Annotated in this window: 17 protein-coding genes; 7 read left to right on the forward strand and 10 right to left on the reverse strand. The window is 60.4% G+C overall.

Annotated features, from left to right (window positions below):
* The first annotated feature begins 52 nt into the window (after positions 1-52).
* Entirely contained in the window at positions 53-706 is a 654-nt protein-coding gene (locus tag LOY35_RS08790) for a thiopurine S-methyltransferase (RefSeq protein ID WP_258631967.1), read from the forward strand.
* 183 nt (positions 707-889) lie between these two features.
* On the opposite strand, the gene htpX is transcribed toward LOY35_RS08790, so the two are convergent.
* Both htpX and LOY35_RS08800 read right to left on the reverse strand, forming a co-directional pair.
* Positions 890-1,777, reverse strand: a complete 888-nt coding sequence (htpX, locus tag LOY35_RS08795) for a protease HtpX (RefSeq protein WP_003199411.1) — start codon at positions 1,775-1,777, stop codon at positions 890-892.
* A 299-nt stretch (positions 1,778-2,076) separates the two neighbouring features.
* Positions 2,077-3,288, reverse strand: coding sequence for a pyridoxal phosphate-dependent aminotransferase (locus tag LOY35_RS08800; protein ID WP_258631968.1), 1,212 nt, complete (start codon positions 3,286-3,288; stop codon positions 2,077-2,079).
* 217 nt (positions 3,289-3,505) lie between these two features.
* Between LOY35_RS08800 and msrB the strand changes: the two genes are divergently transcribed.
* The 3 genes from msrB to LOY35_RS08815 all read left to right on the forward strand — a co-directional run bounded on the left by msrB (position 3,506) and on the right by LOY35_RS08815 (position 5,079).
* Positions 3,506-3,901 (forward strand): peptide-methionine (R)-S-oxide reductase MsrB, encoded by a 396-nt coding sequence (gene msrB, locus LOY35_RS08805; RefSeq protein WP_047701530.1) that lies wholly within the window; start codon positions 3,506-3,508, stop codon positions 3,899-3,901.
* Between the two features lie 234 nt (positions 3,902-4,135).
* Positions 4,136-4,621, forward strand: coding sequence for a glutathione peroxidase (locus LOY35_RS08810; RefSeq protein ID WP_258631969.1), 486 nt, complete (start codon positions 4,136-4,138; stop codon positions 4,619-4,621).
* Positions 4,618-5,079, forward strand: coding sequence for a MarR family winged helix-turn-helix transcriptional regulator (locus LOY35_RS08815; protein WP_258631970.1), 462 nt, complete (start codon positions 4,618-4,620; stop codon positions 5,077-5,079). Before LOY35_RS08810 ends, LOY35_RS08815 begins: the two co-directional genes overlap by 4 nt.
* Here LOY35_RS08815 and LOY35_RS08820 read toward each other — a convergent pair.
* Positions 5,063-7,384 carry a response regulator gene (locus LOY35_RS08820; protein WP_258631971.1) on the reverse strand — a complete coding sequence of 774 codons (2,322 nt, stop codon included), beginning with the start codon at positions 7,382-7,384 and terminating at the stop codon, positions 5,063-5,065. The genes LOY35_RS08815 and LOY35_RS08820 overlap by 17 nt on opposite strands.
* Positions 7,385-7,546: 162 nt before the next feature.
* Here LOY35_RS08820 and LOY35_RS08825 point away from each other — a divergent pair, with 162 nt between their 5' ends.
* Together LOY35_RS08825 and LOY35_RS08830 are read left to right on the forward strand one after the other, a co-directional pair.
* The gene (locus tag LOY35_RS08825) at positions 7,547-8,437 is read left to right on the forward strand and encodes an ATP-binding protein (RefSeq protein ID WP_258631972.1); all 891 of its coding nucleotides are present in this window, start codon (positions 7,547-7,549) and stop codon (positions 8,435-8,437) included.
* Positions 8,434-8,916 carry a GAF domain-containing protein gene (locus LOY35_RS08830; protein WP_258631973.1) on the forward strand — a complete coding sequence of 161 codons (483 nt, stop codon included), beginning with the start codon at positions 8,434-8,436 and terminating at the stop codon, positions 8,914-8,916. Before LOY35_RS08825 ends, LOY35_RS08830 begins: the two co-directional genes overlap by 4 nt.
* 113 nt (positions 8,917-9,029) lie before the next feature.
* On the opposite strand, the gene LOY35_RS08835 is transcribed toward LOY35_RS08830, so the two are convergent.
* The 7 genes from LOY35_RS08835 to LOY35_RS08865 all read right to left on the reverse strand — a co-directional run bounded on the left by LOY35_RS08835 (position 9,030) and on the right by LOY35_RS08865 (position 19,288).
* The gene (locus tag LOY35_RS08835) at positions 9,030-11,981 is read right to left on the reverse strand and encodes an HD domain-containing phosphohydrolase (protein ID WP_258631974.1); all 2,952 of its coding nucleotides are present in this window, start codon (positions 11,979-11,981) and stop codon (positions 9,030-9,032) included.
* A gap of 143 nt (positions 11,982-12,124) precedes the next feature.
* Positions 12,125-15,706 carry a transporter substrate-binding domain-containing protein gene (locus LOY35_RS08840; RefSeq protein WP_258631975.1) on the reverse strand — a complete coding sequence of 1,194 codons (3,582 nt, stop codon included), beginning with the start codon at positions 15,704-15,706 and terminating at the stop codon, positions 12,125-12,127.
* Positions 15,707-15,753: 47 nt separating this feature from the next.
* Positions 15,754-16,380 (reverse strand): response regulator transcription factor, encoded by a 627-nt coding sequence (locus LOY35_RS08845; protein WP_024776711.1) that lies wholly within the window; start codon positions 16,378-16,380, stop codon positions 15,754-15,756.
* A 374-nt stretch (positions 16,381-16,754) separates the two neighbouring features.
* Positions 16,755-18,083: a deoxyguanosinetriphosphate triphosphohydrolase gene (locus LOY35_RS08850; protein WP_258631976.1), complete on the reverse strand. Its 1,329-nt coding sequence runs from the start codon at positions 18,081-18,083 to the stop codon at positions 16,755-16,757.
* 167 nt (positions 18,084-18,250) lie between these two features.
* Positions 18,251-18,586: a hypothetical protein gene (locus LOY35_RS08855; protein ID WP_258631977.1), complete on the reverse strand. Its 336-nt coding sequence runs from the start codon at positions 18,584-18,586 to the stop codon at positions 18,251-18,253.
* Positions 18,583-18,972: a phage holin family protein gene (locus tag LOY35_RS08860; RefSeq protein WP_258631978.1), complete on the reverse strand. Its 390-nt coding sequence runs from the start codon at positions 18,970-18,972 to the stop codon at positions 18,583-18,585. Before LOY35_RS08860 ends, LOY35_RS08855 begins: the two co-directional genes overlap by 4 nt.
* 1 nt (position 18,973) lies before the next feature.
* On the reverse strand, positions 18,974-19,288 hold the full coding sequence (locus LOY35_RS08865) for a YqjD family protein (protein ID WP_258631979.1): 315 nt from the start codon (positions 19,286-19,288) through the stop codon (positions 18,974-18,976).
* Positions 19,289-19,638: 350 nt separating this feature from the next.
* Here LOY35_RS08865 and LOY35_RS08870 point away from each other — a divergent pair, with 350 nt between their 5' ends.
* The gene (locus tag LOY35_RS08870) at positions 19,639-20,847 is read left to right on the forward strand and encodes an ammonium transporter (protein WP_258631980.1); all 1,209 of its coding nucleotides are present in this window, start codon (positions 19,639-19,641) and stop codon (positions 20,845-20,847) included.
* Positions 20,848-20,849: the final 2 nt, after the last annotated feature.

The following is a 20,849-nucleotide window of genomic DNA, read 5'->3' on the forward strand; positions in this document are numbered from 1 at the left end:
CCAAATCTAATATAAGTTTTAACCTGTTTTGATCGAATTTTTGGAGAGAATCATGGAGCCCGAGTTTTGGCATAAGCGTTGGTCAACCAATCAGATCGGTTTTCATTCCTTGGAGGTGAACCCCTACCTGCAACGTTTCTGGCCACAAATGGGCTTGGCGCAGGGCAGCCGGGTGCTGGTGCCGTTGTGTGGCAAAACCCTGGATCTGCTGTGGCTCGCCCATCAAGGGCATTTGGTATTGGGGGTGGAGCTGTCGGAAAAAGCCATCACCGATTTTTTCGATGAGCATCAGTTGAAGCCGAGTGTGAGCGAGGAGGGGGCTTTCAAGGTGTTTCGTGCCGGGGACATCGAAATCCGCTGCGGTGATTTTTTTGCCTTGAGCCCGGAAGATCTGCTCGGTTGCACGGCGCTTTACGATCGCGCGGCATTGATTGCCTTGCCTGCGCAGATGCGTGAGCGGTACACGGCGCACCTGCAAAACCTTCTGCCAAGCTGCGCCGGGTTGCTGATCACCCTTGAATACAACCAGGCTGAAATGCCCGGCCCGCCATTTTCCGTGAATGATGATGAAGTGCGGCGGCTGCTGGGGAATCACTGGCAGCTGGAGGTGTTGCAGGAGGAGGATGTGCTGGAGGAAAGCTGGAAGTTCGTTCAGTCTGGGGTGACCAGGCTGGATGAGCGGGTTTATCGGATTTCCAAGGCTTGAGGGTGACGGAGTCCGTCCGGCCCTATCGCGACCAGGCTCGCTCCCACATTTGCTCGGCAGTGACTGTGAATGTCTTGTTCACCGAAGATCTCCTGTGGGAGCGAGCCTGCTCGCGATAGGGCCTGACAGCACTACAAGAAAAAGCCCGCATCGCTGCGGGCTTTTTCGTGCTGTTCGAACCGATCAGCCGCGGCGACGCAGTGCGTCGATACGCTCTTCCAGCGGCGGGTGGCTCATGAACATGCGAGCCAGGCCCTGCTTGATGCCACCGTTGATACCAAAGGCATTCAGGGTGTCGGGCATGTGTACCGGCAGGCCTTGCTCGGCACGCAAGCGTTGCAGGGCGCCGATCATGGCGCTGGTGCCGGCCAGGCGTGCGCCGGCGTCGTCAGCGCGGAATTCGCGTTTGCGCGAGAACCACATGACGATGGCGCTGGCGAGGATGCCCAGGACCAATTCGGCGAAGATGGTCGCCACGTAGTAGGCGATGCCCTGGCCTTCTTCGTTCTTGAAGATCACCTTGTCGACGAAGTTGCCGATGATGCGGGCAAAGAACATCACGAAGGTGTTCACCACGCCCTGGATCAGGGCCAGGGTCACCATGTCGCCGTTGGCGACGTGGCCGATTTCGTGGGCCAGCACGGCCTTGACTTCATCCGGGGAGAACCGCTCGAGCAGGCCCTGGCTGACGGCGACCAGCGCGTCGTTCTTGTTCCAGCCCGTGGCGAAAGCGTTGGCCTCATAGGCCGGGAAAATCCCGACTTCCGGCATCTTGATGCCGGCTTCACGGGACAGCTGCTCGACGGTTTGCAGCAGCCATTGCTCGTGACGCGTGCGCGGCTGGCTGATGATCTGCGTGCTGGTACTCATCTTCGCCATCCACTTGGAGATGAACAGCGAGAACAGGGAACCGGCGAAGCCGAACACCGCACAGAAGATCAGCAGCTGATTGAGGTTGAGATCAACCCCGTTGGCCGCCATGAACCCGTTGAAGCCGAAAAGGCTCAGGGTGATGCTGGCAATCAGCACGACCGCCAGGTTAGTGGCCAAGAACAGCAGGATGCGCATCATGGTGGTAGCAATCTCCTCATGCTAAAGATGTAGCGTTATGCGGGGTATATAAGGTGCTGCCGCAGGCTATTCAACTCGGCGACTATTTCAAACTGTGTCCTACAGCCGTCCCAAATGAATGAAAGACTTTTCTGAAAGTGACTGTGGAAAAGCCTGACGCCGCCCTTGCCCCGTGAACGTTGGGCCGCGTCGTCCGTCCGCTGTTCAGGATTCAGTGTAGAAGGCCTGCCAGGGCCAACGGGACGGATATGTTGCTGAATCAAACAGCGCGCGAGGCGGGGCGCCTCGCGCGCTACGGCTTACTGTCGGTAGGACTTGAGGAAATTGCCGATCCGGCCAATGGCCTGCTCCAGATCGTCGACCCGCGGCAGGGTCACGACACGGAAATGGTCCGGCCACGGCCAGTTGAACGCCGTACCTTGGACGATCAGCAGTTTTTCCGACAGCAACAGGTCCAGCACGAATTTTTCATCGTTGTGGATCGGGCAGATCTTCGGGTCGATCCGCGGGAAGGCATACAGCGCGCCCATCGGCTTGACGCAGCTGACGCCGGGAATGTCGTTGAGCAGTTCCCAGGTGCGATTGCGCTGTTCCAGCAGCCGGCCGGGCGGCAGGACCAGGTCATTGATGCTCTGATAGCCGCCCAGCGCCGTCTGGATCGCATGCTGGCTTGGCACGTTGGCGCACAGGCGCATGTTGGCCAGCATGTCGATGCCTTCGATGTAGCTCTGGGCGTGATGCTTGGGCCCGGAGATGGCAATCCAGCCGGAGCGGAAACCCGCCACCCGGTAGGACTTGGACAAGCCATTGAAGGTCAGGCACAGCAGGTCCGGCGCCAGGGACGCGGTGCAGATGTGCACCGCGTCGTCGTACAGGATCTTGTCGTAGATCTCGTCGGAAAACACCACGAGGTTGTGCTGGCGGGCCAGTTCGAGCATGCCCAGCAGCACTTCCCTGGAGTAGACCGCACCGGTCGGGTTGTTCGGGTTGATGATGACCAGCGCCTTGGTGTTCGGCGTGATCTTGGCCTTGATATCCGCCAGGTCCGGGAACCAGTTGGCCTGCTCATCGCACAGGTAATGCACCGGGTTGCCGCCGGACAGGCTCACGGCGGCGGTCCACAGGGGATAATCCGGCGCCGGTACCAGCACTTCGTCGCCGTTGTTGAGCAGGGCCTGCATGGACATCACGATCAGCTCGGAGACCCCGTTGCCCAGGTAGATGTCTTCGATACCGACGCCTTCGACCTGCTTCTGCTGGTAGTACTGCATCACGGCCTTGCGCGCGCTGAACAGGCCCTTGGAGTCGCTGTAGCCTTGGGCGGTCGGCAGGTTGCGGATGACGTCCTGGAGGATTTCATCGGGCGCTTCGAAACCAAAGGGCGCCGGGTTGCCGATGTTCAGCTTGAGGATGCGATGGCCTTCCTCTTCCAGGCGTTTGGCGTGCTTGAGCACCGGGCCGCGAATGTCGTAGCAGACGTTGGCGAGCTTGTTCGATTTGCTGACCTGCATGGCGATGTGTTCCCGAAGATGAACGATCCAGGCGGCGTATGGACGGCCGTGCTGGTGATCCTGCGTCTATGGCGAGCCTGACGCGGCATGGCGTCACAATCCGTTTGAATACCCATGACGCGACTGCCAGACTGGCGCTGACGAGGCGCAATCATACGTGCCGCCCGACCCGCGGAAAAGCGTCGGATCGGGCTTTTTCAATTGCCGAGGTGGGACGATGGAAAAGTTGGAGAAAACCCTTGAGGAATGGCGCGCCATGCTCGACCCGGAGCAGTACAACGTCTGTCGGTTGAAAGGCACCGAACGGCCGTTCTCGGGTAAATACAACGGCACCAAGACCGATGGTGTCTACCACTGCATCTGCTGCAACGAGCCGCTGTTCGATTCGCAGACCAAATTCGATTCCGGTTGCGGCTGGCCGAGTTTCTACGCGCCCATCGAGGGTAGCGCGGTGGTGGAGGTGCGAGATGTCAGCCACGGCATGATCCGCACCGAAGTGGTCTGCGCCAAGTGCGACGCCCACCTGGGCCATGTATTTCCCGATGGCCCACCACCCACGGGCTTGCGTTATTGCATCAATTCGGTGTGCCTGGATCTCGTTCCCCGCGAATAGATCTGTGGCGAGGGGATTTATCCCCGCTGGTTGCGCAGCAACCCCAAGGAAGGACGCATATCAGCCTGGTCCTTCAGAAAGACGCCTGTTGGGGCTGCTGCGCAGCCCAGCGGGGATAAATCCCCTCGCCACAGATTTGTGTCAGGACCTGTGGAGGTGTCTGGATAATTAAATTGCACACAATTGAATTGCTCGCTATCTTGTACGTCAGTCCCATTCCAACGGAGCCTTGCCATGAGTGACAACCTGCTGAGCATTCCCTGCACCACTATCAAGGGTGAGCAAAAGACCCTGGCCGATTTCGCCGGCAAGGCCGTGCTGGTGGTCAACACCGCCAGTCAGTGCGGTTTCACCCCGCAGTACAAGGGGCTTGAGCAGTTGTGGCAGACCTACAAGGACCAGGGCCTGGTGGTATTGGGCTTTCCCTGCAATCAGTTCGGCAAGCAGGAGCCGGGTAATGAAGGGGCGATTTCCGAGTTTTGCGAGCTGAACTTCGGCGTGAGTTTTCCGTTGTTCAAGAAGGTCGAAGTCAACGGCGCCAACGCCCATCCGCTGTTTGTCCAGCTCAAGCAACGGGCGCCCGGCGTGCTGGGGTCCAAGGGCATCAAGTGGAATTTCACCAAATTCCTGGTCGGCAAGGATGGTCAGGTGGTCAAGCGTTTCGCCCCCACCACCAAACCCCAGGACCTGACCCATGAGATCGAAGCCCTGCTCAAATGAATGACCTGCCCGTCGATTCGCTGAAGCTCGACAGCCAGTTGTGCTTCAAGCTGTACGCCGCTTCGCGGGCGGTGATCCGGGGCTACAAGCCGATGCTCGACCAGCTCGGCCTGACCTACCCGCAATACCTGGCGATGCTGGTGTTGTGGGAATGGCAGGACATCGCGCCGGAACAACCCACGGTCAAGGCCCTGGGCGAACGGCTGCTGCTGGATTCTGGCACATTGACTCCGCTGCTCAAGCGCCTGGAGCAACTGGACCTGGTCCAGCGCCAGCGTTCGGCCCGGGACGAGCGGGAGGTGCACCTGAGCCTGTCGCCGGCGGGGCGGGCGTTGCGCGAGCAGGTCGGTCCCCTCAAGGCCCGTCTGCTGTGCGACAGCGGCATTGATCTCGACCGCCTGGGGGATTTGCGTCACGGTCTCGATCATCTGCTGGGGCAGATCAAAGCGCTGACGTAGTCGGCACCCATTGATCCAGCATCGCCGCCAGTTCTTCGCGGCGGAATGGCTTGGACAGGTAATCGGTCATGCCGGCACCCCGGCAGCGTTCCCGTTCCTCGGGCATGGCGTTGGCCGTCAGCGCGACAATCGGCAGGTCCGGCCAGCGACCGCTGCGACGAATCTGCCGGCTGGCTTCGTAGCCGTCCATCACCGGCATGTTGCAGTCCATCAACACCAGGTCGAAAGTGCGCTGTTCCAGTTGATCCAGGGCCTCGGCGCCATGGGCGGCGACAATCACTTCGCAGCCGAGCTTGACCAGCATGCCCTTGGCAACCAATTGGTTGACCGGATTGTCCTCCACCAGCAGCACCCGCGCGCGTCTGGACGGTGGCAGGGCTTCGATCTGCGTGTCATTGATGATGGTCGTCTCGCTTTGCAGGGCGCGACGCAAGATCTGATACAGCGCATGACGCGCCAGTGGCCGGGCCTGTTGAAGCAGGGGAGCCAGGGCAGCAGCCTGTTCGCTGGGCATGAAGCTGCCGTAGGCGGTGACGAGCAGGATCGGTGCGTTGAAAGTTGGCCGCAAGTTGAACAGGCACTCAGGGCAGTCGGTAATCAGGACATCAGGCTGGAGACCCAGCAGGTTGTCATCCACGGAGCGTCTCAGGTAGTCCAACCCCCAACTGGGCAGCAGCATGTCCAGCAGTTCGGCCAGCCCACTGCTGTTGGCGGTAATGGCGACGATATTGCCACGCAAGGGTTCGACCGGCACTGCCGGGGTATGGCAAGGCAAGGGAAGGTCGGCGCAGAACTGGCTGCCGAAACCGGCTTCGGAGCTGATCGTCAAGCGGCCCTGCATGGCTTCGCAAAGGTTGTTGGTCAGCGCCAGACCCAGCCCGGTGCCACCGAACTGGCGGGTAATCCCGGCACCGGCCTGGGTGAAGGGCTGGAAGATTCTCGCCTGGGCGTCCTGGGGAATGCCGATGCCGGTATCGCAGACCTCGATCCGCACTCCGCCTTCATAAGCGCTCAATCGCACATCGACCCGGCCGAAGCGGGTGAACTTGAGGGCGTTGGACAGCAGGTTGCTGACGATCTGGCGCACACGGGTCGGGTCACCGAGCACTTGTGCCGGGAATTGCGGATCAATCAGGCATGCCAGTTCGACGCTGGGGGCGGCGTTCTGCGAAAGCAGGTTGGCCGTGTCTTCGATCAGGGAACCGAGATCGAACGGGATGCGCTCGAGTTCCAGCTGGCCGGCATCGAATTTCGACAGGTCGAGAATGTCGTTGAGCAGCTCGACCAACACTTTGCCGGAGTCATGGGCGATCGATAGTTGCTGCTGTTGTTCGGCGGTCAGGGGGCCGTCCAGGGACAGGGCGATCATGCCCAGCAGGCCGTTCAGTGGTGTGCGGATTTCATGACTCATGCTGGCCAAAAAGGCGGAGCGTGCTTCGGCCATGTCCAGGGCGGTACGCCTGGCTACTTCCAGTTCTTCGTTGGACTGGCTGAGTCGGGCGTTGATGGCCTTGAGTTCGGCGGTGCGAGCCGAGACGATGTTTTCCAGCTGCGCCAGGTACTCGGTAAGGCGATTCTCGGCCATGCGCCGCTGCTGGATTTCGGTGGAGATATTTTCGAACTGCTGGTTGGCGACCGACACCAGTACGCCGATTTCATCGTATTGGTGGCCGGAAGGGCACTCCAGGCTGCTCTGTTCGTTACTGCCCGGGTCGCGGCTGCTCAGCTCGCGGATGACCCGTACCAGGGGTTTGGTCAGCATCACGTAGAACAAGGCCAATAACAGGCCGGTCAGGATCAGGCTGCGGGCGAACCCGTTGAGCAACGTGATCTCCGCCCGACGCAGAAAGCGACTGCCGAACGCATAGGTGTCGACGTCCAGTCGCAGCACGCCCAGGGATTCGTTGGGCAGATGGTCCAGGTAGAGCCGGTCTTCGAACCGGCGCTGGGCGCCAAACAGAAAATCGCTGATGAAACGGTAACTGTTCTGCAGCTCGGGTCGTTTGACATTGGCCAGCACGGTATTGTTGTTATCGACCAGCTCGGCGCCGATGATGGCGGGCGAGCGCAACAGGCCCAGGGCCAACTCCTGGGCCAGTTCGGCGTCGATGTTGTAGGCGATGCGCGAGGCCGGGTTGTGGCTGATTTCCAGCAACGACAGGATCTCGCGGTTGATCGACGCGTCTTCGCTGGCATAATCGATGCCTATCTGCATCAGGCTGAGCAAGGTGCCCAGCACGAAGCCCACCAGGACAGTCAGTCGGGCCTGTTTGTATGACAGCCGTTGGGTGAATCTGATGTCCATGGAATGGTGAACCACTTACGTTTCCCTTCGCCGGTCAAGCATAGCTGATCATCTCTGGATACCGGCGCGACCGGTGTGTGCTGGATGGGTTGAACCATCCTTGAGAACGGCGTTTCGGCGCAGCAGCGCCATCATTACTGTGAATTTGTCCGAGGAGAAGACGTGGACGCCCGATTGAATGCTTTTCTTGAGCGCGCCGATGCCGTGCTGGCTCGCATCGAGCCCCTGTTGCCCGCTCCCCGACCCGCCATCGACTGGACCGTGACCCTGGCTGCCCGCTGGCAGCGCGACGGGCGGGGCGGCTACCTCCTGCCATTGCAGGTCAGCCTCGACATGCGCTTGTCGGACCTGATCGGTGTTGAGCGCCAGGTCGAACAACTGGGTCGCAACACCCGGCAGTTCATCGACGGCATGCCGGCCAACCATGCGTTGCTCTGGGGCTCGCGAGGGACTGGCAAGTCGTCCCTGGTGCGTGCCTTGCTGGCCGAGCATGCCGGCGATGGCCTGCGGTTGATCGAGATCGAGCGCGATCACCTGGCCGACCTGCCTCGGGTGGTCGAGCAGATCGCCAAGCTGCCCCAGCGCTTCGTGCTGTTCTGCGATGACCTGTCGTTCGAGTCCGGTGAGGGCGATTACCGCGTGCTTAAAAGTGTGCTGGACGGGTCCCTCGAACAGGCGCCGCACAACGTGTTGTTGTATGCCACGTCGAACCGTCGTCACCTGGTGCCGGAGAAGGAAAGCGACAACGAGAACTGGAAACGGGTCGACGGCGAGCTTCACCCCAGCGAAGCCGTGGAGGACAAGATCGCGTTGTCCGACCGTTTCGGGTTGTGGCTGTCGTTCTATCCGTTTACCCAGGAGCATTACCTCAACGTGGTGGAACACTGGATCGGCGAGCTGGCGGCGAAGGCCGGGCTGGCCTGGCAGCGTGACGAGGCGCTGGACGTGCTGGCGGTACGCTGGGCCACCGGGCGTGGCAACCGCAATGGCCGTTGCGCCTATCAGTTTGCCCGTTATTGGGTAGGCCTGAAACTCCTGGAGCACAAGGCATGATCGATTTGAAGAGCACGGACATGGGCCTTGACGGCTACGGCTTGCTATCGGCACAGCTGGAGTCCCTGTTGGCGGATGAGCGCGATTTCATTGCCAACGCCGCGCAGTTCTCGGCTTTCCTGTTCAGTCAGCTGGACGACTTGAACTGGGCCGGTTTTTACCTCAATCGCAACGAAGAACTGGTGCTGGGGCCGTTCCAGGGCCAGATCGCCTGTGTGCGGATTCCTTTCGGGCGAGGTGTCTGCGGCGTCGCGGCGGCGACCGGCCAGACCCAGCGTGTTGAGGATGTCCATGCCTTCCCCGGCCACATTGCCTGCGACAGCGCGTCGAACAGCGAATTGGTGGTGCCGCTGGTCAAGGACGGACGACTGATTGGCGTGCTCGACCTGGACAGCCCGAAACTGGCGCGCTTCAGCGAACATGACCAGGCCGGCATCGAGCAATTGGCGCAGATTTTCCTGCGTCTGACCGATTGCTGAACGGGCAGGAACCGTGGGAGCAAGGCTTGCCCGCGATGGCGGCGGCATGGTCGGCATTGCCTTTCAACTGAGCCACCGCTTCGCGAGCAGGCTCGCTCCCGCAGGAAAGGCGGTCAGCATGACCGCAATCCTGCCTGGACCAACAGGCTGTCCGTGTCGACGTCATCGATCTGGCGCGGGTCGAGAAACTGGTTGGCATAGTCCAGGTAGACCTGTTCATCGATGAACAGCCCGAACAGCTCGGGGTCGATATGGGCTTCACGGCACATGGTGGCCATGATGCCCAGGGCTTCGCTCAGTTTCTTGGCTTTCTTGTAGGGGCGGTCGGCCGCTGTCAGTGCTTCGAAAATGTCCGCAATCGCCATCATGCGCGCCGGCAGACTCATTTGCTCGCGTTTGAGCCGCTTGGGATAGCCGGTACCGTCCATTTTCTCATGATGACCGCCGGCGATTTCCGCCACATTGTCCAGGTGGCTGGGGAAGGGCAACTGGCTGAGCATCAGGATCGTTTGCACCATGTGGTGATTGATGACGTAACGCTCTTCACGGGTCAGCGTGCCCCGCCTGACGTTGAGGTTGTAGAGTTCGCCGCGGTTGTATTTCCATTGCGGGACATCCAGCTGGAAGCCCCACGGGTTGTCTGTCGGAATCACTTCGGCTTCGTGGCGCTCGAACAGATGCTCGGGCTTGTCGGCCAGTAACGGTTCCGCCACCGGCAGCGTTGGCCTGGCCGTGCGCGCCTGGCGCTGGTTTTCCTCCCAGGAAACCCCCAGGCGATCATCGAGGGTCCGGATCCACTGGCGTTGGGCAATGCGTTGCAGGCGTTGCAGATCGGCGTCGGCCATGGCTTCTGAGCCCAGGTTGCAGCGAGCGACAAAGGCAAAGTCATCGTCGAGGCCGGCCAGTGTCGCATCCCGTGACTGCGCCAGCGAAGACGGCTCGCCCCCCATCGCCAGGGCCTGCCAGTAATCGATCCAGGCGTCGCGCTTCAGCACTTCGAAGCGGGTGCGGATTTCGTGGATGCGGTCGTTCAGGGTCTCCAGTTTGGTGGCTTTATCCACCACGTACTCGGGGGTGGTGACTTTTCCACAATCATGCAGCCAGGCGGCGATGTGCAAGGCCTCCCACTCATCTTCCGTCGGTTGGTAGCCCGCGAACGCCGGTGCCTGGCTGTTGGCGGCGGCCTGGGCGAGCATCAGCGTCAGGGCCGGGACTCGCTGGCAATGGCCGCCGGTGTAAGGGCTCTTGGCATCGATTGCACCGGCCAGCAGTTGAATGAACGAATCCAGCAATTGTTTTTGCCTGGCCTGCAGGCGCTGGCTTTCGATGCTCACGGTGGCGGCACCGGACACGGCCTGCAGGAACGCGATGCGGTCCGGTTGCAGTTTTTCCAGGTCGGCTTCGGTGCCGCTATCGCTGATCAGCAACACCAGGATGCCCACGGTTTCCTGGTGACGGTTACGCAGGTGGATGCCGATCAGATGGATCCGAGGAGAGTCCAATGCCCGCAGGACGCCTTGCAGGTCTCCCGCCTGCTCGAAACCCAGGGAAGTGACCAGGTTATCCGAGGCAGCCAATTGCCGGAGCCAGGGAGGGCTGTCGTGGCCAGTCAGGACATGACCTTGCAATTCGAAGGCGCCCAGGTCCTGCGGAGTTTGCTCGATCACCAACCCATAGGGCTTTACCCGGTCGCTGTCGTTCTCGCGCAGGTAGATCAGGCCGGCCTGGGCCTGGCCGATATTCACCGTCTCGAACAACACCCGCTCCAGCAGCGGAACGAAGCGGGTCTCGGCGCGCAGGCTGGCGGTGATTTCGAAGAAGCTTGCCAGGGTCTCTTTCATTCGGGCCATCGACAAGCCCAGCTGATCGACCTCCAGCACCAGGGAGCGACGGGACATCGGGTAATGGAAGTCGAAGCTGCGAATGGCGTCGGCCTCTTGCACCAGCGCGTCCAAAGGCTTGACCAGTATCCTGGAGGTCAACCAGCCCAGGGGCAGGCACAGCAGCAGGGTGGCCAGGGTAATCAGCGCGCCTTGCCAGCGCATGCGATAGGCATCGGCCAGCAGTTCATCTTCCGGGACCAGCAACGCCAGTTCCAGACCCTGGGGACCGCCTTCCTGCATGTGGCTGCGGGAAACGATCCATTGACGTCCGGCCGCCTCGAGGCGCGAGACATCACCGCTTTCGTCCAGCGCGGCGGCGATAGCCGGATTGAGGTCGCGGGCCTTGATCAGGCGTGCCGAGCGGCTGTCGGTTAGCAACCGATTGCTGTCGGGGTAGCCCACCGCGTTGCCAAGTGGATCGAGCAGCACGATCTCGGTGCCGGGGGTGACCTTGTGCTTGGCGAGGGTCTGTGACAGGGCCGCCAGGGTCAGGTCGGCACCGATGACCGCCTGATCGCCGCTACGCCGGGCGAGGGTGGTGCCGATGTCGTGGGTGGAGAAGAACACGTAGGGTTCGGTGGTGATCTGGCCGGCGGTTTCCAGTGCACTGCGAAACCAGCTTCGGCGTCGTGGATCGAAGGTATCGTCGGGGTTGTCCTCGCGGCTGATGAGCGCCAGCGTCTGGTCGTAGAACAATGATTGGGAGCGAACCCGGCCCTCAGGGTTTGCGCGCTCCATGGTCCAGACCTGATAGAACGCATTGGCGGGTGCTTTCAGGGCGGTCTTCTGTGCCTCGGTGCGCAGCGGCCTGACCATCAGGAAGTCGCCCTTGCTATCGCCCAGGTACAACGACGCCAGGTTCGGGTTGTCCCGCAGCGCCTGGCTGAAGGGACCGAGCAGGGCCAGGCGCTGGTCCAGGTTGGAAGCCTGTGTCGCTGGATAGTCGGCCAGCAGACTCAACACATGCCGGATCGGTTCGTAGGTGTCGTACAGGTCCAGGCGCACGTCCTGTTCAATCCGGTTGAATAGCTTTTCACTGCTGGACAGGATGATCTGCGTCGTCTGCCGGTAGTTGAAGACACCCAGCACCACACCGGTCAGCAGCAGGAGCAGTGTAAACATCACGCTGATGTGGACGTGCAGGGGGAACCGGCGTTGTTCCGGACGCGGCGCGCTGGGCATTGCAATCACTCCAGGAGTCAGGCGTTCTCAATGGTTTTGCACCGCGTCGTGCATTGAAGCGGGCCAGGCAAGGCGCGGAGGGGAACACCATTGAGAACGCCCCTGGTGCGCACTGCTGAGCCACCAGCATAGTAAACACCAGTTTATTTTGCCTTGGCGATCTCTGTTTCCAGGACCCGCTCCAGCTCGGTCATGGCGCGTTCGAGGGCCATGGTGCATTGGTCAATCCGGTCCCGTGACTGCTCTTCATGACAGGCCTGCTCCAGTGCCTCGCATCGCTGGATCAGCAAGGACGACTGCACGATTCGAGCGGCACCCTTTATCTTGTGCGCCGCTTCGGTCAGCGCCTGGCGGTTCCCGCTGCGGGCGATACCGAGCAGTGCCTTGCGGTCCGAGCTGTTGCTGCTGAGCAGTTCTTCCAGCAGCCGCTGGGTGTACAAGGGATTGCCGCCAGTCAGCGCTTGCAGGTTCTGTACATTGAAAACGTTTGAGCGGGCGATGGGCTTGATGGCCTTCATCCATTGGCTCAAGGCGCTCAGGCTGATCGGTTTGAACAGGCAATCGTCCATGCCCGCGGCCTGGCAACGTTGTTTTTCCTCGGGTTGCGCATTGGCGGTGAAGCCCAGGATGGTGCAGGGTGGCAGTCGGTGTTCGGACTCGTGCTTGCGAATCGCCCCGGCCAGATCGTAACCGCTCATGATGGGCATGTTGCAATCGGCAATGACCAGGTCGAAGTCCTCTTCAAGCCAGGTATCGAGCCCTTCGGCCCCGTCATGGGCGACACGGTAGTGATGGCCGAGATACTCCAGTTGTTGCGACATCAACAAGCGATTGGCCGAATGGTCGTCCACCACCAGAACGCTCAGGGCGGTCGTGGCGGTTTCTATCGCCGGTTCAGAAGGTGCCTCAGCCGTTACCGAGGGCAGGACAGTCAGCTTCAGACAGACCCGGACCTGGGTGCCGGCGCCCGGTTGGCTGTCCAGGTGCAGGCTACCGCCCATCATCCGGCACAGGTTGCGACTGATCACCAGTCCCAGCCCGGCACCCTTTCGGGCCATCCGGCCGGTGTTGTCGGCCTGGGCAAAGGGTTCGAACAGACGTTGCAGGTCGGTGGGCTTGATACCGATGCCGCTGTCGCTGACCTCCAGCTGCATGTGCAGGGCATCGTCCCGGGTGGATCGAGTCAGCCTGACCTCGACCTTTACCCAGCCCTGTTCGGTGAATTTGAGCGCATTGCTGATCAGGTTCGAAAGCACCTGCTTGAACCGCAGGGGATCGACCAGCACATCCGGATTGTCGTCCGCCGGTTCGAACTGCAATGACAGCGCGAGACTCTTCTGTCGCGCCACGCCTTCGAACACCCGTATGACCGACTGCAGCATCGCCCTGAGATTGACCCGTTCGGGTGCCAGGCTCAGGTGACCCGATTCGATGCGGGCGATGTCCAGGATGTCGCCTATCAGTTCCAGCATGCCGGAGGCCGATTCGTAGGCCACTGCGATGGTCGAGCGATCCACGTGTCCCTTTTCGGCGTGCTTCAGCGCCAGTTCAAGCATGCCGATCACCGCGTTCATGGGAGTACGGATTTCATGGCTCATGGTTGCGAGGAAGGTGCTCTTGGCCCGGTTCGCATCATCGGCCCGCTCCTTGGCGGCGCGCAGCTCATCGAAGAGCTGTCGTCGTTCACTGATGTCGATCCAGCCACCGATGATGCCCTGTACCTGCGCGGCGGAGTTTCGGTAAGGCAGGATCCAGTGATAAATCGTCAGTTTCCTGTCCCCGATGTGCAGCGGTCGGTCCACGATCAATGCAGTGCCTTCGGCCATGACGCGCTGATAGTCGGCCTGGTATTCCTGGGCCTCGAAGGCGTTGCTCATCGACCCGGGCATCACGTCCTTGCCGATGACGTCTTCGCGTTTTACATCGAACACTTCCAGGTAGCTGTCGTTGCAGCTTTGCAGCACGCCGTTGCGATCCCTTACGTAAATGGGGTGAGGGGTGCCGTTGACCAGTGAGCGCATGAATTCGAGCTGGTCGTTCAGCGCCAGTTCGGCCCTTTGCCGTTGGCGGATCTGTCTCTGCATGTAGGCGTTCCAGGCCAATGAGATCAGCAATAGCAGGCCGACGCCCGCGGCGATCTGGAAGAACAGGCGATTGTAGGTGCGCCAGGTGTGTTCCGATGCCGAGACGTAGCCTCGCCAGCGGTTGTTGATCACGCCCAGTTCGTCGGGGTCGATGCTGGTCAAGGCTTTGTCGAGAATGGCGTTCAACTCGGTGGCGTTCTTGGCGGTGGCCAGGGCAAACATGGCCTGTTGGGTGCCGACAGTGCTGCTGATCTGCAGCGTGTCCCGGAACGAGTGCGACGAGAGAAAGTAATTGGCCATGACCAGGGCGTTCACGCTGCCGTCGGCCTGGCCCTGGGCGAGCAGTTCAACGGCGTGCGCGGGGTCGTTGGTTTCGACGATCCTGATATCCGGATACCGCTTGTGCAACCACTCGATGACCGGGTTGCCCTTGGCCACCGCCAGGGTCCTGGTGCCGAACTGGTCGAGTGTGGCAGGTGTGTCAGACTGCTTTCGGGTCAGCAGGACGAACGAGCTGTCGACGTAGGGGCGGCTGAATTTCACCTGCTGCTGCCGTTCGCCGCTCGGCACAAGTGCCGCAATCAGGTCGGCCTGACCGTTCAAGACAGCGGCGATAGCATCGCTGTCGTTGCGCTTATGCTGAATTTCCAGGCGCAAACCGGTACGCAGACGGATCAGCTCCAGCAGATCGGCACTGATCCCGCGAAAATCGCCGTCCGAATCAAAGAAAGTGAACGGGGTGAATGTTTCGTTCACGGCCACCCGAATCACCGGATGCCCGGTCAGCCAGCGTCGTTCCCGTTCGGTCAGTTGGATTCTGTGTTCCGTGAGGTAGAGGTCGGCGCCTGCACTCCAGCGTTTGGAGATCGCGGCTTGCTCGGCGATCGGGGTCTGGCTCAGCGTGGCGTTGATGATCTCCAGCAATCGGGTGTCGTGACGTCGCAGTGCGAAACCGAACCCGTAGGATTCATGTTTGCCGAAGCTGGCCATGCGGATGTTGCTCAAATAACCCTTGTTGATCATGTAATGGGTGGAAATGGTATCGCCGAGGAATACATCGGCCTGGCCGAAGGCAACGGCGTTTATGGCGTTCTGGTAGGACGGATAGGTGGTGATGCGCGCCTTGGGGTAGAGTTTTTCGATGTCCTCCAGGGGCAGGTAGTGATAGACCATGCTTAGCCGCAAACCCTCGAGATCCTCGCTCAGGGAGCGGTTTTCATTGGTTCGGGTGACGAGAACGGGCTGATCCACGGCATAGGGGGTCGACAGGACAAGGTCGGGGTCGCGGGCTTCGAAACCGTTGGCGCTTCCCAGCAGGTCGATTTGCCCTTGCTTGAGCGCCGCAATCGCTGCCTCGCGGGAGCCGAATCGCAGGACTTTGATCGGCAGGCCAGTTGCGTCGGCGATGAGCCCGGCGTAGTCGGCGGTCATGCCTTCATAGTCGCGCCCGCTGGTGGAGAGATCGAAAGGCGGGTAATCCGGTGCGGAGGTCCCCAGCACCAACTCTTTTCGCCCCAATAGCCACGCACGCTGAGCATCATCCAGGCTGATCTCGGGGTGAGCAGTGGAGCGTCCCAGCAGCGTGTAGTGCTGGGGTACACCCGGCGCCGCAGCGAGAAATCCTGCATATAATCCTGCCATCAATAGCAGGAAGCATCCTTTCATACATCTGAACATCCTGTTTATTCTCACACCAATGCGTTTCGTTTCGCCATTTCAATCAGTTCTACCAGGGACTTGACCTTCAGTTTTTGCATCAACCGCTTTTTATAGGTGCTCACGGTTTTATTGCTTAGAAACATCCCTTTGGCTATTTCCTTGTTGGTGCGGCCCTGGGCGAAAAGTTGCAACACCATCAATTCCCGATCATTGACGTTCTTGAAAAGATCCAACTCTATACTGCGCGGATCATCCGGGCGCACCGGGTTCAGTGCCTGGCTGGGAAAATAGTTGTAGCCGGATAATACGGCCTTGATTGCACTGACAAGTTCGCTGAGGTCTTCCTGCTTGCAAACGTAACCGGAGGCTCCAGACTGCATGCACCGGATGCCGAACAGTGTCGGTGACTGTGCCGTGAGCACCAGCGTTTTGAGCGGGGTGGTCATGGCATTGAAGCGCGAGAGGATCTCCAGCCCGTCCAGTTTGGGAATGCTGATGTCCAGGATCACCAGGTCCGGCATGCACTCGCGCACCATTTGCATCGCATCGACACCATTGTCGGTTTCTCCTACGACTTTATAACCTTCGTGCTCCAGAAGCATGCGAACGGCGAGGCGAATGACCGGATGATCGTCGACAATGAAAACGGAGTTCATGAATAAAGTCCCTTGCGAGCTTAATAAAGCGCGCACCTTAGCCCAGTTACAGTCATGGTCGTACGAGGAGACGGGTGTACATATTCAATTTCAGAAGTTTCCTACAAAAAAAGAAGCGGGGTACTACGAGGTAATTGGGTTTTTAGTAGGTAACAGGCATGAGAAAGGCGCGTTTTTATTAACGGACTAAAGATTGGGAGAGTGTTTTAGAGCGGAGCTTTTTACAAGCAGGCCGAAAGTATGTTGTCAATGCTGTGTAACTTATGTTGCAAACCCGTTGTTGGAGTGAAGCCTGTCCGCGAAAGCGGCGTGTCAGCTGACATGAAGGCAAACTGATCCGGCGCTATCGCGAGCAGCCTCGCTTCCACAGGGGGTCACTGGCGGGTACGGCCTGTCATCTCCTGTGCCATTTCGCTGGCATAACTGTCGGTCATCCCGGCGATGAAATCGATCATCCGCAGGAACGCAGCATGCAAAGGGCCATTAGGGTCAGGTGCATTGTTCCCCAGCAGGTCGAGAATACGGCGATTTTTGAATGAAGGTGCGCGCCCCCCATGTTGTTCCAGGGCCGCACCGCAGAAGCCGTTGAGCAGGATTTCAAGCGTGGTGTATGCACCGATCTCATTCAGGGTCTTGCGCTTGTCCTGGAATATTTTCTTGCGCGCCATGTCCTTGGCATTCAACACGCAACGCTTGGCCGGGCCGTGCATATGCTCCACCAGGTCACCTGGTAGCGTGCCGGCCAGTAATGCTTCCTGTTGCTCGACGAACGCGCGGGCGGCGGCATTGGTCAGGTGTTCGATGGCCTTGCCCCGCAGGATCGCCAGTTTGCGGCGCCGGGAATCCAGTGGTCCGAGCTGGCGGTAGGTGTCCGGAATATCATCGCCCACCAGGTCCAGGAGCAGCGACTCCACCTGGGAGTAGTCCAGCAGCTCCATTTCCACGCCATCTTCCAGGTCGATCAGCGCGTAGCAGATGTCATCGGCGGCCTCCATCAGGTACACCAGCGGATGCCGTGCCCAGCGCTGATCCTCAAGCTGTGGCAGACCGAGCTTGTGGGCAATCTGTTCCAGCAATGGCAACTCGCTCTGGTAGCAGCCGAACTTGTGCTTCTTGTAGCCCAGGGAGTCGGCGTGACGGGCGGTCCAGGGGTATTTCAGGTAGGTACCGAGGGTGGCATAAGTCAGTCGGGTGCCTCCATCGAACTGATGGTATTCAAGTTGGGTGAGGACCCGGAACCCTTGGGCGTTGCCTTCGAAATTGAGAAAGTCGCTGCGTTCGGCCTCGCTCATGGCGTCGAGCCAGCCGCGCCCTGCCGCCTGCTGGAACCAATAGCGGATAGCGTCTTCGCCGGAGTGACCGAAAGGTGGGTTGCCGATATCGTGGGCCAGGCAGGCCGATTGCACCACCATCCCCAGATCGCTCGGTTCGCACCAGTCGGGCAGGGCGCTACGGATGGTTTCCCCCACGCGCATGCCCAGGGAACGACCGACGCAACTGACTTCCAGCGAATGGGTCAGGCGCGTGTGGATGTGGTCGTTGCTGGAAACCGGGTGCACCTGCGTCTTGCGTCCGAGGCGACGGAAGGCCCCGGAAAAGATAATGCGGTCATGGTCCTTGTGAAAAGGGCTGCGGCCCAGCTCTTCCGGGCTGTGCACGGGTTTTCCGAGGCGTTCGCGAGTCAGCAGGGTATGCCAATCCAAGGCCGGTTGCTCCGTTGAGGTAGAGGTTCTGGTGTCCTGTATCACAAATACTGTTCTTTGACTCGTCGCGGCGCCTTGCCTGACGACAACAGCCACTCGTCAAAAAAGAACGTATTTGCGAAACAGGAACACTAGCTTCCCGGTTCGTGAACCGTCCCGCAAGCCCGTCAGGGCTTGCGTACGTTGCGGGCCAGCTTGAACAGCGGCACCAGCGTCGTTGCCAGCCGGATCAGGCGAACCAAGCCACTGCTGCGTCCGCTGCGGGTGCGCTTGCCACCGATGAAGCCGAGCAAGGACACGGCCGCCATCCCCCAGAGTGGCGCATGCTTGATGCCGAAGCCTTCATGCCAGCTCTGGCCAAGGCCGCGCACCCGTTGCAGGGGTTGCAGCAGCTGGCGCGTTTCCTGACGGATTTCCTGACGATGCATTTCCATGCGCAGGCGCACCAGCGCCTTGCGCATTTCCTGCCGGGTCCGGGCTTGAGGAATGTCTGGCAGGCTCATGGCAACAGACGCTCCCGGTCGTTGGTCAATTCTTCGAGTGTGGCATGGAAAGGGGTCGATTCATCGTAGATCGCGGCCCGGAGTCGAAGGCCGCAGAACAACGCGGCCAACAGATAGAACAGGCACAGGCCGATGATGCCCGCGAGGCGATAGGTGTCCCACACCAGGATCAGTACCAGGGTCGAGAGGCCTACCAGGAGCAGCAAGGCAAACACCAGGGCCAGGCCGGCGAACAGCAGCAGGCTGACAGTCCGGGCTTTCTGCTCCTGCAGTTCCATGCCGAACAGTTCGACGTGGCTGTGCAGCAGCCCCAGGAACGCTGCGCCCAGGCGACGCGCTGACGAGGCTGTACCCGATTCGGACGAGCTGGAGTCGTTGATATCCATATCAGCGCCGTGTCGCCAGCAGGCCGATCAGAAAGCCCACGCCAGCAGCGATGCCGACGGACTGCCAAGGGTTGGCCTGGACATATTCCTCGGTGGCGGTGACCGCAGCCTGGCCACGTTCGCGCATGGAGTCTTCGGTCAGCTTGAGGGTATCGCGGGCACGCAGGAGTGTTTCGTGGATCTGGCTGCGCAGCTCATCGGCCTGGTCGCCCGCCAGCGTCGCGGTGTGATCCAGCAGCCGTTCGGTGTCGCTGACCAGCGTCTGAAAATCTTCCATCAGGATTTCTTGAGCAGTCTTTGCCTGGGTTCTGGCCATGGGTGAATCTCCGTAAGTGACGTCTGAAGCGTTCGAGTGTGAGCCTTGCCGGAAGGTTCAGTGAAAGTGGCTGGTACAACTTTTGCTCGGTTTTGGCTCAAGGTTTTGCCATGTACTGGTGCGTTGTCCCGCGCCGCTGCGCTGAGGCTGGGCGCAGCCCGCAAAACCTTAACCCAAATAATCAAAACCCGCGAAGCGCCTCGCAACGGAACATCGCATCGTCATTTTTAGCGCACCAAAGCGGTTCGTCGGCCTCGGGCCGGAAGGCGGGCCGTTTCAACTTGGTGCGTTGGCAAGTCGGGCGAACCGCTTTGGTGCTTCTTTTCAACTTTTTCAGGTCTGCCAACACCATGGAAAATATGCAAAGCGCCGTGGACAGTCTGGTCCACAGCTCCAACACCCTGTTCATTCTGCTAGGTGCGGTCATGGTCCTGGCCATGCACGCCGGCTTTGCGTTCTTGGAGGTTGGAACTGTCCGGCTGAAAAACCAGGTTAATGCGCTGTCGAAAATCCTTAGCGATTTTGCCGTTTCGACCCTGGCCTATTTCTTCATAGGCTACTGGATTTCCTATGGCGTGACGTTCCTGCAACCGGCCGCCGTGCTGAGCACCGATCACGGCTACAGCCTGGTGAAGTTCTTTTTCCTGTTGACTTTCGCCGCCGCCATTCCGGCGATTATCTCCGGCGGTATTGCCGAACGTGCACGCTTTGCGCCGCAGTTGTGCGCCACGGTGTTGATCGTGGCCTTCGTGTATCCCTTCTTCGAGGGCGTGGTCTGGAATGGCAATTTCGGCCTGCAAGCCTGGTTGCAAGCCCGCTTCGGTGCCGGTTTCCATGACTTTGCCGGTTCCGTGGTGGTGCATGCCATGGGCGGTTGGCTGGCGCTGGCGGCCGTGCTGCTGCTCGGGCCTCGTAACGGTCGTTACCGGGAGGGACGTCTGGTGGCGTTCGCGCCGTCGAGCATTCCATTCCTGGCCTTGGGTTCGTGGATCCTGATTGTCGGCTGGTTCGGTTTCAACGTGATGAGCGCCCAGACCCTGCCGGGGGTGAGTGGATTGGTGGCGGTCAATTCGTTGATGGCCATGGTCGGCGGTACCGTGGCGGCATTGATCGTTGGACGCAACGACCCCGGCTTCCTGCACAACGGTCCGCTGGCCGGGCTGGTCGCGGTCTGTGCCGGTTCCGATCTGATGCACCCTGTAGGCGCGCTGGCGACCGGGGCCATTGCGGGCGCCTTGTTTGTCTGGTGCTTCACCGCGGCCCAAGGCAAGTGGAAGATCGACGATGTGCTCGGTGTCTGGCCTTTGCATGGGTTGTGCGGCGTCTGGGGCGGCATTGCCTGCGGCATCTTTGGCCAGGACTTCCTGGGTGGCCTGGGCGGTGTCAGCCTGGTCAGCCAACTGATCGGTACTGCTCTGGGCGTCGTCGTCGCGCTGGGCGGCGGGTTCGCGGTCTACGGTGCAATCAAGGCGCTGCTGGGACTGCGCCTGACCCAGGAAGAGGAGTATTACGGCGCTGACCTGTCGATCCACAAGATCGGCGCGGTCAGTCAGGACTGAGT

Source organism: Pseudomonas sp. B21-028, assembly GCF_024749045.1.
Taxonomy (GTDB): Bacteria; Pseudomonadota; Gammaproteobacteria; order Pseudomonadales; family Pseudomonadaceae; genus Aquipseudomonas.